The organism is Clostridium aciditolerans, assembly GCF_016316925.1.
In the GTDB taxonomy this organism is placed as follows: domain Bacteria; phylum Bacillota; class Clostridia; order Clostridiales; family Clostridiaceae; genus Clostridium_AM; species Clostridium_AM aciditolerans.
In genome coordinates this window covers 103781-118143 of the sequence record NZ_JAEEGB010000003.1, presented here as the reverse complement: position 1 = coordinate 118143, position 14363 = coordinate 103781, and the positions used below count along the sequence as shown (strand labels likewise).

Sequence of the window (14363 nt, the reverse complement as noted above, 5' to 3'; positions counted from 1 at the left end):
TTCCCTATAATTTATTTTTAAAGTTGAATAACTTTGCTATTACGGAAAATAAATAAATTTATGTCCACAGTTTATACATTCGAAATACATATTGTTATCTTCATTATTTCTACATACCTTAAAAATTTCTCCAGTGCATTTAGAACATATGGTGGGAAAAATTGAATTCATTTCTCGATTAAGTTTTTCTACTGTTTTACACTCTGTACATATCATAAGCACCTTTAGTCTTTGTACATTAATCTTAAACCTATTTCCTTTGCATCCTTCTTTTTTACATACTACGGTATTTAACATTATACCATCTCCCTCCTATTTTTTAATATTCAAAAAGAGATGATAATATGCCTATGAGGAGAGTCTTCTCTCCTCATAGCTGCTACCACTGTAATCCCTGTGGCTAAACCATCTATTGTCCCTGATTGTGTAATAAATCAATATTGAAATATATTATATTTGAATTATTGACAATTACGGATTAATTATACAATAAATGACATCTAGGAAAACCTAGGATTATTGTACACACTTCATTATTTTACTTATATACTTCCTATCATTGCTTATCCTTATGAGGCTTTGAATAAAATACTTATCTTTACTTTTGGGCATCTCCTTTCTTTCTATTAACTTAATCATAACCATACAAATATTATAATTTCTCACATGAGTGTGCCCTTCCTTAAAATTTTTATGCCTGTTGTGAACTATATAACCATCTCCCGCTTTATAAATCTTAAAATCTGGGTTTTGATATATTTGTACACTCACTGCACTTCACCTCATAAACATATTAACATTATTTCGTTATAAAAATATTAAATCTTTTTTAATATTATGACAATAAATTAAAAAGTTTTCTCATTATATATTTTATTATATTTACTATGTAGTTTAACTGTTACAAAGTATTCAGTGCAAACTATGGAGCTACTAACTGTCTACCTGTGAACCCTATAGAAAAAGCCAGGTAGAATATGTCTACCTGGCAGTTAACTCTAGCTATGTTCTATTTTAAACCTTGTTCGTAAGCTTCTACCATTTTCTTAACCATGTTTCCACCTACTGATCCAGCTTCTCTTGAAGTAAGATCTCCATTATAGCCTTCTTTTAAGTTTACTCCAACTTCTCTAGCTGATTCCATTTTAAATTGATCTAATCCTTGTTTAGCTTGTGGAACTAGTACTCTATTACCTCTACTTGCCATAAATTTATTCCTCCTTAAAATATATTTTATTTTCTGTATTTATTTGATTGTACTATAAGTTTGCGCGATTTTTAGATTATTAATCTATTAAATTACATACAAAAGCTCTATTAATTACTATTTTTGGTTTACAAACTCATATTTTATAATTTTATGTCGATTTTTCTTGTTTGATTTATACAAACAGAATCCAATAATAGTAGTATATTTTTTTAAAATAGGGTTAAAATTATTTTTGTGTTGCTATAATAAAATTCCTTTATAATATTTACTTAAAAATAGAGCACTCCTAATTTAGATAGGAGTGCTCTCAAAATGTTACTTCTATATATTTATTTATATTGTCAAATCATACTAGCTGATGTAAATTATTAGAACATCTCAATAGAATCAAAAGGAAATACTCTTATTACTGCATGCCCTTTTAAGTCCTTTAAATTTATAGGTCCTAGTATTCTACTATCAATACTATTGGTTCTATTATCTCCTAATACAAATACATATCCACTGGGAACAGTATATCTAGACTGAGTAGATAATGGCTCTGTTATATTGTTTGCAGAAAGATAGTTCTCATTTAGCATATTTCCATTAAGATATACATGCCCATTTTTTATTTCAACGATATCACCAGCTACACCTATTACTCTTTTTATGTAATAATCTCCATTCTCATTCTTAGAATCAAAGACAACTATCTGACCTCGTTTAACATTAGATGTTTCTGTGCTTATCTTTTCTAAAAACAATATATCTTTATTGTGAAGAGTAGGCTGCATTGAAGGACCTTCAACAGTTGCCCTTGCAAATACATAGTTGTGAAATAACAAAGCTATAAACAATGCTGCGATAATAGAAATCGCATATTCTTTTATTTCTTTCGCTAATTGGTTATTCATATGCTCATCTCCTTTAAGTTATTTAATTAATTTTATCATAACTTTATTTAAAATCTTATATTAAATTTTAAAATATTTATTAAAATTTACCTTTCTTTATATTTAAATTTTTTATATTACCTTAGTAATATTTATACTATTTTTTCCATGGATATAAGTAAATAAATAGAGAAAAATAAAACAAGTAAGAGAGGTGACAATTTATGCAAAATAATGCAGATTTAACTCCACATGAATTATTAGAGTTACACGAATTAATGAATAGTGAAATTGTAAGTTTAAAAAGAACTGAAGCAAGTATGTCAATGGTAAATGATAATGAGTTGAAGAATTACATGCAGCAATGTTTAAATTCTAAAAAATCAGCCCTTCAGCAAATACAAAACTTTATTAACAATCAGTGTAATTTAGGTAACAATCAAAATAACAATGCTAATCAAAACAATCAGAGTAATCAACAGAATAACCAACAAAATAATCAGCAAAATAACCAACAAAATAATCAACAAAATAATCAGCAAACTAGCCAAAACAGTCAAAATAACCAAAACAATGAAAGTAACCAAAACAATCCAAGTGGTGGTTCTTTCGGTTAAAAAGACCTAGATAGGAGGTAATATAATAATGTCATGGATAGACACTGCTTGCAATATTATGTCAAGTAATACTCAAAATAATAATAACAATAACAGTAACAATAATAACAATAATAATAATAATAATAATAATGGCTGTAACAATAATAACAACGATTCCAACTCAAATAACAATGCTAAAGATAAGGAGATAGCTTTAGGGTTGCTAACTATGTCCAAGTCTGATATTGTCGCACTTACTTCAGTAATTACTGAAATAACCAATCCTCAACTTAGAGAATTGTTAGGTTCACAGCTTACTAATTCATTAAACGAACATTATAGGCTATCAGACATAGCAGTGAACAAACAATGGTATAATACTTTTTCAACTCCACAGCAGCAACTTCAACAAGACCTTGAACAGGCACAAAATTTATCACAGTAAACTCTATTATTAAGCTATTATCTATGTTTATATATACACCTTCTAATAGTGATAGTATAATGTTAAACTTAGCAGAAGTTTATACAAATAGTCTTGGAGATGACCAAGGCTATTTTAAATTCTCTATTCATTTCATTATATCTTGAAAAATTTCACTTTAATGACTTTAAAAAAACATGGTAAAAGTATATAATTTTCTGTAAACAATGTATTAAGGAGGACAAAATGAACAGCATACCATTTGTTGAAATTTACAATAGAATTATAAGAAGACTGACTAGTGCAAAATGGCTGCAAAAATTCAATATAGATAAATATTTAATAGATAAATATTTTAGAAACAAGAATTTTTCTGATGCTTTAAAAGACCTCATAGAAACAAATAACTTTACTGCTAAAAAAACTCTTGAGTTGTGCCTACCTATGCTTAATGAGTTAGCAAAAGAAAAAGCACCTTCTGATTGGCTTAGTTATATACATCAATACACTTTATACAAAAATTTCCCTGAAACTGTCTCTGTAAAACTACTAGATGAGTTAATTTCATCCTGTGAGACATTTTTAAGAATTTTTCGTGTAATCTGTGAAGTTCAGAAAGACTCTTCTGATGGAACTTGGCAAAGTTTATATGCTATGAACTTTTTAACTCTGCAAGAAGAAAACGAACTTGAACACCCAGAAGAATATAGAAGATTTGTTAGAGCTTTTAACGACAATTACTCTTATGAAATGATGAAGATAAACGGAGAAATAACTGGTTTTACCACACTAGATCATGTATGCGGCGTTCATTATCTTTCATTATTTATCGCACGTCAATTAAAATCCCTCGGAACACCAGTAGATTTAGGTAGGGTTTCAGGTGCTGCCGGAGGTCATGACATAGGAAAGTATGGATGTAAAGGAATGGAGTTAAAACGGGTTCCTAGGCTCCACTATTACTATACAGATCAATGGTTTAAAAGATATGGAATTAATTATATAAGGAATATAGCTATTAATCACTCTACCTGGGATTTAGAGCTTGAAAATCTATCTATTGAATCCTTGCTTCTTATATACTCTGATTTTAGAATAAAAGATGAATATATAAATGGAAAAGCCAAAATGAAGGTTTACCCCCTTGAGGATTCTTTTCACGTTATTTTAAACAAACTTGAAAATGTTACTGGTGAGAAAAGCAAAAGGTATAAAAGAGTTTATTCTAAATTGAAAGACTTTGAAGATTTTCTTATTAATTTAGGCATAGATACTGAACCTAAATCAAAGTTTATTCTATCAAAAATACCTAAACAACACTATACCCTACTTCAAGGAAACGGAATTGTACAAAATCTAAAATATCTTTCTATAAGTCATAATATAAACTTAATGTATCACCTTCGTGACGAATACTCACTTGATGCCTTATTAGAAATGGCAAGGAGCGAAAAGGATTGGAAAAACTTAAGAGAATACATAAGAATATTCCAAGAATATTCTACATACCTTACCCAAAAGCAAAAACTTCAAACTATTAAATTTTTATATGAAAATCTAGTACATCCTGAAGATGATATACGAAGGCATTGTGCTGAATTAATAGGAAGCCTCATTGCTATTTTCGATGAGGAGTATAGAAAGGAAATTCCAGAAAACGTAAAATTAGAAACTAGTTCTATTTGTAGTGTTGATCTGCTAAAGGAATACTTTGAATTAATGCTTTCTCCTGGACATAAGGTTATACCCTCTCATAGATTCAATATAGGATACAGTATAAGTATCATGGTGAATTCCCTATTTGTAAATTGCCGAAAAAGGTCCTATTATAAGATCTATAAAGAAATCATATTCAATTTTTATAAAGACGAAAGATATAAAAGCAGTGATTGCGACTTGTTTTTGCTAGAAACTGCTAAATATATACCTTTTGATGCATATGAAGACGATATTGATATAATTTATTATTATGTATTTTCTAAATTGACAAAGAGAAGTAGTGTTACCAGACTTGAAGCATTAGAAACTATGCTGAGTTTAATTCATGAGCTTCCGACAGAACATCCATTTATACAAAAGTTAAGGCAGCATTTCTTAAATATAACTAAAAAAAGCAAGGTTCCTGCTGAAAACCTTTTGCTTTATAAAATAAATAATACCTTAAATATAAAAAATAATATAGAGTACTTTAAGTCACACTGTCAATTAAATAAAAACACTGTGACAGATATATTCTTAAGTAACCTAAAAACTGCTACCGACTGGATTAGGAAAAGAAATCAAGTAGAATTACTTTTAGACCATGCATTAAATAATTCACAATCTACTGGACTACATACAGCTATACATTTTTGTAATCTGTTAAAGGTAAGTGCAATAGAGAGTGTTAGAAATAAAGCTGGAAGCGCAGTTTTAATGATTATGCCTTATCTAACTTTGGCAGAACGAAATGAAGTGGCTGTAGAATTATTCCGTGCACTTGAAATTGAGGGAAACAAATTTACTGAATATATACCACGATACGCTGGTCAAGCAATCCTATGGCTTCAACCTAAAGAATTAGATGAGGTAATTAATGATTCTATAGTTAAGATTAAATCATCTAATATTAATCTTAAGTCACTAATATTGAAGACTATAGGAATAACTATTTCATACTATGATCTTTATAAAGACAGATTTGAGGAAAATGAAAATTTTTATTATAAAAGACTAAATAAAATGTTCGGGATTCTCCTTAATGGTCTAGGAAATTATGATCCTCAGGTTAAACAAGCAGCCTTTAGTGTTATAGGTAAAGATATTTTTGGTGCTCCATATCTTGGGCTAAAGAAAAAGGCTGATATATTTAAACTTATAGCTAAAAAAGTGCTTACACTAATTACAAGTAATGAAAATGCTAAGCTTTTATTTTTAACAAGATCAGCAAGTTTAAATCATATATATAGATTTATATCAGATTTTAACTTTTTCCATGGAAAGATAGATATACCTCTCCCAGAAAAGATTGCATTTTTCCCTGGAACTTTTGATCCATTCTCTCTTAGTCACAAAGAAATTGCAAAATATATAAGGGATTTAGGCTTCGAAGTGTATCTAGCCATTGATGAGTTCTCTTGGTCTAAAAAAACGCTTCCTAGTCTTTTAAGAAGAAACTTAGTTAATATGTCTATTTCAGATGAACTTAATATATATATTTACCCTGATATTCTTCCAACAAATATAGCAAATCCAGATAGTCTAAAGATCTTAAGAGAAAATTTTCTAGATTCTGAGGTATATATTGCTATAGGAAGTGATGTTCTCTTAAATGCATCAAGCTATAAATTGCCTAAAACGGAGAATTCTATCCATACTTTTGCTCATATAATTTTTGAGAGAGGTAAAAACAAGAAATTTAGCAGTGCAGTAAAAAATATAGAAAAAGATGTTATAGTTCTTACATTATCATCTAAATACTCAGAGCTGAGCTCTACACAAATAAGAAGCTATATAGATGAAAATAGAGATATTTCTAGTCTTGTAGACCCCTTAGCACAACAGTATATTTATGATAATGGTTTTTATCAAAGAGAAGCACAAGATAAGTCATTAATAAAATCTCCTTGGCTGGATACAGAGGTTATTGATATTCTTTCTGCTGATTTCATAGATACAATATGCGAAAGTATATCTGAGTCAGATGAAGAGTTTAAAGAAAAGCTTATATCTGTATCTTCTAAACCTTCAGCTAGAATAATGCTATTAAAAAATACCAACACTAACCAAATCCTAGGTTTCTCTGTTTTTCATTGGATTCGTTCTGCTACTTTGTACGATGAATTTAGAAACTCTGAGGTATCACAGTATATACGTGAAAATAGTGTAGGAAGAATAATACTGATAGATGGCTTATATATAAAAAATTACGATAAAAACAATGAACTAGAGCAAATATTACTTACAGAAACTCTGACTTCGTGCATTTCAAGGGATTATGAGTATGGTATATTTAAAAATATATTCGGCAATAAATTTTGCTCTGACAGCATATATGATTTACTTAAACTAAATGGATTTATTAAGGTTCCCTTTTGCGATGAAAGTAACCCTGTTTTTGCAGTTAATATGAGTACTCCTTGTATACTAAATCTTGACATACAAAATATAATAAAAGAGCCTTTTAGAAGCAATCCTAGGGTAAGAAATGTATTATCTACTTCACGAAAGAAACTGCAGGAAGCCATTATAAAGCTTTATCCTGGAGAACTTCTTATTCCCTTTGATGTTAACTTTGTATATCAAAATATGATAAGAAAAATATGCAAAGAAAATGGTGTACCAACTCAAACAGTTCTTCCTAAAAAACTAGGACCATCCATGTGTGTACCTTATGGAGATATATTGAGAAGGTATGTAATACCAAATACAGTGACAAAATCACTGCATACAGAAAAGCTCTTTTATCCTGATATGAGAAGATTTATTATCGGAGAATTTCCTCACTACCTTGATCTAAAAACTCAAGTAAAAATGATAAAATCCTTTAATCGTACAGTTATATTAGTAGATGATCTACTTCATAAAGGATATAGAATAAAGGCTTTAGATCCTATTTTTAAAAATGAGGATGTAAAAGTACAAAAGATTATTGTTGGCGTTTTGTCTGGAAGAGGAAAAGATTTAATGGATATGCAGAACAGACAAGTTGACAGCGTCTATTTTATACCAAGACTTAAAATATGGTTTAATGAGAATTCTTTATATCCCTTTATAGGAGGAGATGCATTATGGCGGGGTGTTTATCCTGAGAGAAATCTTCTGCCATCTATAAATTTAATTTTACCATATACTTACCCTGCTTTTATCAGAAAAGCTCCAAAAGCAGAGATATATAATTTATCTAAAACTTGTATAGAAAACTCTATCAACATACTGGAAGTATTAGAAAGTGAATTTCATTCAATGCAGGAAAAAAATTTAACCCTAGGCTCCCTAGGCCAAGTACTTACAATACCTAGATGCCCTGAACATGGAGAAAATATGGAATATAACTTAAATCTAAATGCCTCCAGCTATTTAAAAAATGATCTTGAACTTTTATTAAGGCTTAGTCATGCATTTAAATAATACTAAATAAAATTTGATGAAAGGACTAGATTGATATATGTCTAAAGGCTTATTTTACTACACATTAGAAAACAAACTACTAATTTCAAATGAAAAGTATGATCTCCAGGAAATTACGGAGGAATCTGCCAAAAATTTTAGTGGAAGAATCTTCTCGCTAAATAATATTGATCCATATAAATCTAGAATGTCCTATTGTGTAACATCTACAAATAATTTATTTATAGATGAAGAAAACTTAGAACTTCTAAAAGATGTAACTAATCATAATCTAATTATTCCTGATTGGATAATAAAACATATATATAATAGAAATGTTACTTCTATAAATACCGCTTATAAGGATTGGCAGGAAGCTTTAGATTCACATTTTCCTGTAATATGTGAAAATATAAAACCCACAAAAAAATGGAGTCTCACAGTTGTTGGCCTTGGTGATGTAGGCGGAACGCTGATTACCGGACTTAGACTTTTAGGGGGAGACTGTATATCCCATATAAATATATACGATAAGGATGAAAATAAAGTAAAAAGATGGGAGTATGAGTGTAATCAAATTCTACCACCAGATTATAACAATAATTATCCCACCGTTTATGCTGCGGACGAAGAAGATTTATTTAACTGCGATATGTTTGTCTTTTGTGTGTCTGCCTACGTACCTGAGGTTGGCAATGAAATTTCAGATGTGAGGCTTATACAGTTTCAAGGGAACTCAAAAATTATTAGTTACTACACAAGTCTAGCTTCTAAGAACAACTTTAAAGGTATCTTTGCAGTAGTTTCTGACCCTGTAGACTTACTTTGTAAAACAGTTTTCGAAGAAAGTATTAAATATACCTCTGATCAACGCCCTTCTCTCATGCCAGAGCAGATTAGGGGTTACGGACTTGGTGTAATGAATGCCAGAGCATGCTATTATGCCAAGCAAAGAGATGACTGTAAACACTATTTAGAATATGGTAGAGCCTTTGGCCCTCATGGTGAAGGGCTCATAGTAGCAGATAGTATAGATAACTATAATGAGGAGTTATCAGAGTACTTAACAGCTAAAACAAGAACAGCTAACTTAGAGGTTCGGTCTATAGGATTTAAGCCTTATATAGCTCCTGCTTTGTCCTCTGGAGCCTTCTCTCTTATAGCTACAATAAAAGGTGATTGGCATTATAGTGCTACTTTTATAGGAGGAACTTTTATGGGATGCAGAAATAGATTGCTTCCCGGTGGCATAGAGCTGGAAACCTATAAAAATATGTCTGATAGCCTATATATGAAACTATTAGAAACCTATAATTCTTTATTATAGGGAAAACAACTCTAAAATATATGATGCGGGGTGATGGTATGAAAAATCTGTATGTTATAGCTCCAAATGAAGATTTGTCTGAACAGCTTCAACTTATGATAGAAGCCTTTAGTAGAAATTTTGATTCTGTCATATATATAAGAGAGTTCAAAGATTGTCTATGCTTAAAAGATAAAAAAATATTATTTGTACTGGAGTTAGGATTTACAGGCTTTGATTTACCAATGCTTAAATTTTTTGAATCACTAAAGAATAAAGGTAATGACATTTTTTATGGTTCAATAGCCTCCCTACTTGTTCATAGTTCAAGTGAACTTGGTACTAAAGGAGCCGCTCAAGATATAGTTTTTATGGCTAATAACTTCGGATGCAGCTTTATAGGGCACCCTTTAGTTGAAGCAACTAAAAGCTTACGAAACTTTTTAACCTGGCAAAAAACTCTTCAGATTCCACTTAAGGACATATGTACTCATTTATGTAGTAATCTTGGCAAAAGACTTTTAGACTATAAAAATGTTTCTCATGATAAAACTAAAAAAAACATTACAGTATTATATTCTTCACCACACAAAGTCTCAAACACGCTTGAACTATGGCATATGGCCTCTAAGAACTTAACTGATTTTATAATTAATGAGATTCAAATTGAAAATGGTGAAATATTAGATTGTAAAGGATGTTCATATACCTTATGCCTTCACTATGGTAAAAAGAATCGCTGCTTTTATGGAGGCTTTATGACAGAAAATGTACTTCCTGCTATTGAAAAAGCGGATTCAATAGTATGGCTATGTCCAAACTATAATGATGCAATTGCAGCGAACTTAACTGCCACAATAAACAGACTTACAGTTTTATATCATAAAACTGGCTTTCATGATAAGTCGACCTTCGGCGTTATTGTATCAGGAAACTCTGGCAGCGACTCTGTAGCCAAACAACTTATCGGAGCTTTAAGTATTAACAAAGGTTTTAGACTTCCACCTTATGCTATAATTACCGAGACAGCTAATGACCCTAATTCCATTTTTAAAATTGAGGGAATTGAAAATAAAGCAAAAATTTTTGCAAAACATATGGCTGAAGGTCTATAATAGTACTGCAGTATATTTTAACAAGAAGGTGATTTTAATTGTATAAAAAAGGTGATTTTCATCTACACACCAAAAACTCTGATGGTAAACTATCTCCTATTGAGCTAGTTAACTTAGCAAAAGAAGAAGGTGTAGATATTATAGCTATAACAGACCATGATACAATTGCTGGAGTAGAAGAAGCGGTACAATATGGCGAAAGCGTAGGAATAAAAGTTATACCCGGCGTGGAACTTTCTACATTGTATAATGGTAAAAATGTACACATCCTGGCATATTTTAGTGATGTAAGCAAAATAAATGATAATTTTAAAGACTTTCTTAAGGAAATGAATGATTACAGAATATTCAGAGCTAAAAAGATAGTTGAGAACTTAAAGGATATTTTTAATATAAAGCTTGATTATGAAAAAATATTAGAGGATGCTCATGGCATAGTAGCAAGACCTCATATTGCTAAAGCTATATTAGAAGAGGGCTATGACTACAGTTGGGATGATATTTTTGAAAACTTTATTGGAGATGATAGCCCAGCTTACATTCCAAACAAAAAGTTGAGTACTGAAGAAGGTATAAAACTTCTGCAATCTATGAATGCCTTAATTGTGCTGGCACACCCGGTATTAATAAAAAAAATAAACTTAGAAGATCTTTTAGAGCTTCCCTTTCATGGCATTGAAGCTATATACTCAATTAATACTAAAGAAGATAGTGAAAGATTATTAAATTACGCAAACAAATACAATAAAATAGTTACCGCTGGTTCGGATTTCCACGGTATAGTTGATAACGATTCAAAACACGCCTCTACTGTCGGAGAAGTATTTTTAGATGAAAAAGGTATTGAAATATTTTTAGAAAAACTTAACAGCATTTAAAGTTAAAAGACTTGCCAAGGCAAGTCTTTTAATCAGTAATTATTCCATCTATAAATAAATCATGTTCTTCCATTGGAACTTCATCTATTATTTGAAAGCTGTATGCCAACCCGATTTTCTTTGCATCTTTCCTCATATCTTTCAAAAACCTATCATAGAAGCCTCCGCCATAGCCAATTCTTCCACCTTTTTTATCAAAAGCAAGACCTGGGACAAAAGTCAAATCTACTAAATTCTCTTTTATGATATTAGTTGTATCTTTAGGCTCTAATATACCATAACTACTTACAGTCATATCTTCAAGGTTATTAATTCTAATAGCTACCATACCCTCTTGCTTTGACATTACCTTAGGTACACATACTATTTTACCATCTTCTAAAGACTTTTTAATAATGCCAAGAGTATCAACTTCATCCTTAAAGCTAATAAATATAAATATAGTTTCTGCATTTTTGTAATATTCGCTATTTATAGCCTTCTCATATATGGTTTGATTTAATTTTTCCCTTTCCTCTGCAGTTATAGAAGACCGCTTGTCTTTAATAATTCTCCTAATGTCCTTTTTACTCTCCATTATGCTCCCTTCTTTCCTTTTCTTCTATCATTCTTTGGCCTATAATATCTACTGGAGTAACATTAGTTATAAAACTATATCTATAATTTGCTGCAGCTGCTTCAATAATTACAGCAAGGTTTCTTCCTGGTCTTATTGGAACTGTTAATTTTCTTACAGGCACATTGAGAATATTCACATATTCCTTATCTATCCCTAGTCTATCATAATTTTCATCTTCCTTCCACTGTTCCAAATATATGACAATATTTATTGTCTTACTTTTCAAAATAGAACTTAAACCATAAAGTGCTGGTATATCAATTATTCCCATACCTCTTACTTCTATCATGCCTGAGGTTATATATGGTGAGGTACCATGTAAAACTCCATCTATTTCTTTGATATCAACAGCATCATCTGCTACTAGTCTATGTCCTCTTTTAATTAGTTCCAGTGCAGTTTCACTTTTACCTATTCCACTCTCTCCTGTAATAAGCATTCCTATGCCGTACACATCCACTAATACACCATGCAATCTTGTATCCGGTGCTAATTTATCATCTAAATAATTCATAACCCTACTTATACATCTTGTTGTTATATTATCACTTTTCAAAACCCATCTTTTATGTTGAATTGCGCTTTCCATAAATTCAGAATGAGGTTCTAAGTCTCTGGTTACTATAATACACGGAATATCAAACTCAAAATACTTTCTCATTCTCTTTTTTCTTAAATCGGGCTGCATAGCGTCTAAGAAGCTCCACTCCGTCTTTCCTACTATTTGCACTCTCTCGTTAGCATAATAGTTGTAAAAACCAGCAAATTGCAGACCAGGTCTATTAATATCACTTACAGTTATTTCATTATTTTTTTCTCCTTGATTTATAACTTCTAATTTTAGATCCTTTATAAGATCCTTTACTGTTACAGACATTTGTGCTCTCTCCTTAATTTAGTTCATCTTTAGATGGAACTTTTTTAATACCATCTAATTGAGCTCTAAAATTTCTCTTCACATTATCTATATAGTGCTGTCTTAGTTTTTTCTGCTCAATCTTTTCTTCTTCAGTTAACCCTTCACTTTGGCTCTTTTTATATAAAAAATTTATTCTTTCTATTACTTCTTCTATTTTCATTATGTTCACTCCTAATCTAACTATAATCATATTTTACCTGATAACTGTTTCTAATACATTATACCTAAATATATTTAACATATAAAGGATTTCCTTTAAAAATATAAACTAACTTTGGTATTTACCCGATGACTTACCCGCTCTAATACTCCCATCACACTCTGTGAAAGCGATTAGTACCAAATCAAAAATTGGACTCTCTGCTTTTCTTCAAGTGGGAGTAAAGAGCGGCTATGTCCCTGGATAACGACTTCTAAGCTTCAGATGGAGGTTAAATGCCTAAATGGCATTTAACGGGCAGAATTGCCCAGTGGTCGCAGACAAACTCCACCTGAGGCCAAGAATTCTGTTTATCTTTCACTTTCCATGTAATTATTATTAATATTATCTACATTAAACTGGATATTTTCTTTAACACTCATCTTTGTATATATGATCACACTTGTTAAAGTCCATACAGCTGCAAAGGTCCAGCCAGCCAGAACATCGCTTAAGTAATGAACACCTAAGTAAATCCTGCTCAAACCTATCATAAATCCATATATAATTATAAATATACTTGAAGTATATGCAAAGATCTTATTTTTAGCAAAACTTAATATGAAAAATACCAGTATAAGAGAACAAGTCATAAAAACCATTGAGTGTCCGCTTGGGAAACTGTATCCTGAAGCATACACCAACTTCACCACACTAGGCCTTGCTCTTCTCACAATAGCTTTAATGCTCTCATTTAGCAGCCACACTCCTAAAATATTGACTATATAAAAAATTGCTTCTTTTCTTCTTTGAAAAAAATAAAGAACTGAACTTATTGCCACTGTAATTACAGTAACTGTTAAAGGGTCACCTGTACTGGTTATAATAATAAAAAACTTGTTTAAATAAGCATTTCTTATTGAATAAACATAGTTTATAGCTTTTGTATCCCAAAACCCCTGTCCACTTTTAATGCTGTCTCCAACTACCCCTATGCAAGTTACCAATAGCACTAAGGATAGAGCTGCAACAAAATAAATGAACAGCACTGACTTTTCTTTTGGTATATATGTTATTTTTGCTACTTTACTAGAATTAGTTCCTGCCATTATTATTCCTCCTCGTATACTAAGCTCAAAATCTTATTATTACTGATATATCTATTATAACTAATAAATATATTACTTCAAC

At 30.7% G+C, this 14363-nt stretch carries 14 protein-coding genes; 6 read left to right on the top strand and 8 right to left on the bottom strand.

From position 1 onward, the window contains the following. Positions 1–39: 39 nt before the first annotated feature. The 4 genes from I6U51_RS01745 to lepB form a co-directional block, all read right to left on the bottom strand. The gene (locus tag I6U51_RS01745; protein ID WP_211140881.1) at positions 40–297 is read right to left on the bottom strand and encodes a hypothetical protein; all 258 of its coding nucleotides are present in this window, start codon (positions 295–297) and stop codon (positions 40–42) included. A 219-nt stretch (positions 298–516) separates the two neighbouring features. Further along, positions 517–639 carry a hypothetical protein gene (locus I6U51_RS24990; protein WP_281395912.1) on the bottom strand — a complete coding sequence of 41 codons (123 nt, stop codon included), beginning with the start codon at positions 637–639 and terminating at the stop codon, positions 517–519. 370 nt (positions 640–1009) lie between these two features. Next, positions 1010–1207: an alpha/beta-type small acid-soluble spore protein gene (locus tag I6U51_RS01735; protein WP_178907624.1), complete on the bottom strand. Its 198-nt coding sequence runs from the start codon at positions 1205–1207 to the stop codon at positions 1010–1012. 371 nt (positions 1208–1578) lie between these two features. Beyond that, positions 1579–2106 (bottom strand): signal peptidase I, encoded by a 528-nt coding sequence (gene lepB / locus I6U51_RS01730; protein ID WP_211140879.1) that lies wholly within the window; start codon positions 2104–2106, stop codon positions 1579–1581. A 203-nt stretch (positions 2107–2309) separates the two neighbouring features. On the opposite strand from lepB, the gene I6U51_RS01725 reads away from it, so the two are divergent. From I6U51_RS01725 to I6U51_RS01700, 6 genes are all read left to right on the top strand, one after another. Then, positions 2310–2702 carry a hypothetical protein gene (locus I6U51_RS01725; protein ID WP_211140878.1) on the top strand — a complete coding sequence of 131 codons (393 nt, stop codon included), beginning with the start codon at positions 2310–2312 and terminating at the stop codon, positions 2700–2702. 28 nt (positions 2703–2730) lie between these two features. Then, a complete protein-coding gene (locus I6U51_RS01720; RefSeq protein ID WP_246517028.1) occupies positions 2731–3129 on the top strand; it encodes a spore coat protein in 399 nt (132 codons plus the stop codon). Between the two features lie 225 nt (positions 3130–3354). Beyond that, positions 3355–8217, top strand: coding sequence for a nucleotidyl transferase family protein (locus tag I6U51_RS01715; RefSeq protein ID WP_211140877.1), 4863 nt, complete (start codon positions 3355–3357; stop codon positions 8215–8217). A 37-nt stretch (positions 8218–8254) separates the two neighbouring features. Further along, positions 8255–9523: a lactate/malate family dehydrogenase gene (locus I6U51_RS01710; RefSeq protein ID WP_211140876.1), complete on the top strand. Its 1269-nt coding sequence runs from the start codon at positions 8255–8257 to the stop codon at positions 9521–9523. A 38-nt stretch (positions 9524–9561) separates the two neighbouring features. After that, the gene (locus I6U51_RS01705) at positions 9562–10617 is read left to right on the top strand and encodes a flavodoxin family protein (protein ID WP_211140875.1); all 1056 of its coding nucleotides are present in this window, start codon (positions 9562–9564) and stop codon (positions 10615–10617) included. A gap of 38 nt (positions 10618–10655) precedes the next feature. Then, positions 10656–11495 (top strand): PHP domain-containing protein, encoded by an 840-nt coding sequence (locus I6U51_RS01700; protein WP_211140874.1) that lies wholly within the window; start codon positions 10656–10658, stop codon positions 11493–11495. Between the two features lie 28 nt (positions 11496–11523). On the opposite strand, the gene I6U51_RS01695 is transcribed toward I6U51_RS01700, so the two are convergent. The 4 genes from I6U51_RS01695 to I6U51_RS01680 all read right to left on the bottom strand — a co-directional run bounded on the left by I6U51_RS01695 (position 11524) and on the right by I6U51_RS01680 (position 14281). Continuing rightward, positions 11524–12072, bottom strand: coding sequence for a 5-formyltetrahydrofolate cyclo-ligase (locus I6U51_RS01695; RefSeq protein ID WP_211140873.1), 549 nt, complete (start codon positions 12070–12072; stop codon positions 11524–11526). Further along, positions 12062–12991 carry an HPr(Ser) kinase/phosphatase gene (gene hprK / locus I6U51_RS01690; RefSeq protein ID WP_211140872.1) on the bottom strand — a complete coding sequence of 310 codons (930 nt, stop codon included), beginning with the start codon at positions 12989–12991 and terminating at the stop codon, positions 12062–12064. The genes I6U51_RS01695 and hprK overlap by 11 nt, the downstream gene beginning before the upstream one ends. A 13-nt stretch (positions 12992–13004) precedes the next feature. Further along, entirely contained in the window at positions 13005–13193 is a 189-nt protein-coding gene (locus I6U51_RS01685; RefSeq protein ID WP_211140871.1) for a DUF896 domain-containing protein, read from the bottom strand. A gap of 350 nt (positions 13194–13543) precedes the next feature. Then, entirely contained in the window at positions 13544–14281 is a 738-nt protein-coding gene (locus I6U51_RS01680; RefSeq protein ID WP_211140870.1) for a phosphatase PAP2 family protein, read from the bottom strand. Between the last annotated feature and the right edge of the window lie 82 nt (positions 14282–14363).

Bases quoted from the DNA above. Each gene is read 5' to 3' on its own strand.
- I6U51_RS01745 (WP_211140881.1), bottom strand. From the start codon at position 297: ATGTTAAATACCGTAGTATGTAAAAAAGAAGGATGCAAAGGAAATAGG.
- I6U51_RS24990 (WP_281395912.1), bottom strand. From the start codon at position 639: ATGATTAAGTTAATAGAAAGAAAGGAGATGCCCAAAAGTAAAGATAAG.
- I6U51_RS01735 (WP_178907624.1), bottom strand. From the start codon at position 1,207: ATGGCAAGTAGAGGTAATAGAGTACTAGTTCCACAAGCTAAACAAGGA.
- lepB (WP_211140879.1), bottom strand. From the start codon at position 2,106: ATGAATAACCAATTAGCGAAAGAAATAAAAGAATATGCGATTTCTATT.
- I6U51_RS01725 (WP_211140878.1), top strand. From the start codon at position 2,310: ATGCAAAATAATGCAGATTTAACTCCACATGAATTATTAGAGTTACAC.
- I6U51_RS01720 (WP_246517028.1), top strand. From the start codon at position 2,731: ATGTCATGGATAGACACTGCTTGCAATATTATGTCAAGTAATACTCAA.
- I6U51_RS01715 (WP_211140877.1), top strand. From the start codon at position 3,355: ATGAACAGCATACCATTTGTTGAAATTTACAATAGAATTATAAGAAGA.
- I6U51_RS01710 (WP_211140876.1), top strand. From the start codon at position 8,255: ATGTCTAAAGGCTTATTTTACTACACATTAGAAAACAAACTACTAATT.
- I6U51_RS01705 (WP_211140875.1), top strand. From the start codon at position 9,562: ATGAAAAATCTGTATGTTATAGCTCCAAATGAAGATTTGTCTGAACAG.
- I6U51_RS01695 (WP_211140873.1), bottom strand. From the start codon at position 12,072: ATGGAGAGTAAAAAGGACATTAGGAGAATTATTAAAGACAAGCGGTCT.
- hprK (WP_211140872.1), bottom strand. From the start codon at position 12,991: ATGTCTGTAACAGTAAAGGATCTTATAAAGGATCTAAAATTAGAAGTT.
- I6U51_RS01685 (WP_211140871.1), bottom strand. From the start codon at position 13,193: ATGAAAATAGAAGAAGTAATAGAAAGAATAAATTTTTTATATAAAAAG.
- I6U51_RS01680 (WP_211140870.1), bottom strand. From the start codon at position 14,281: ATGGCAGGAACTAATTCTAGTAAAGTAGCAAAAATAACATATATACCA.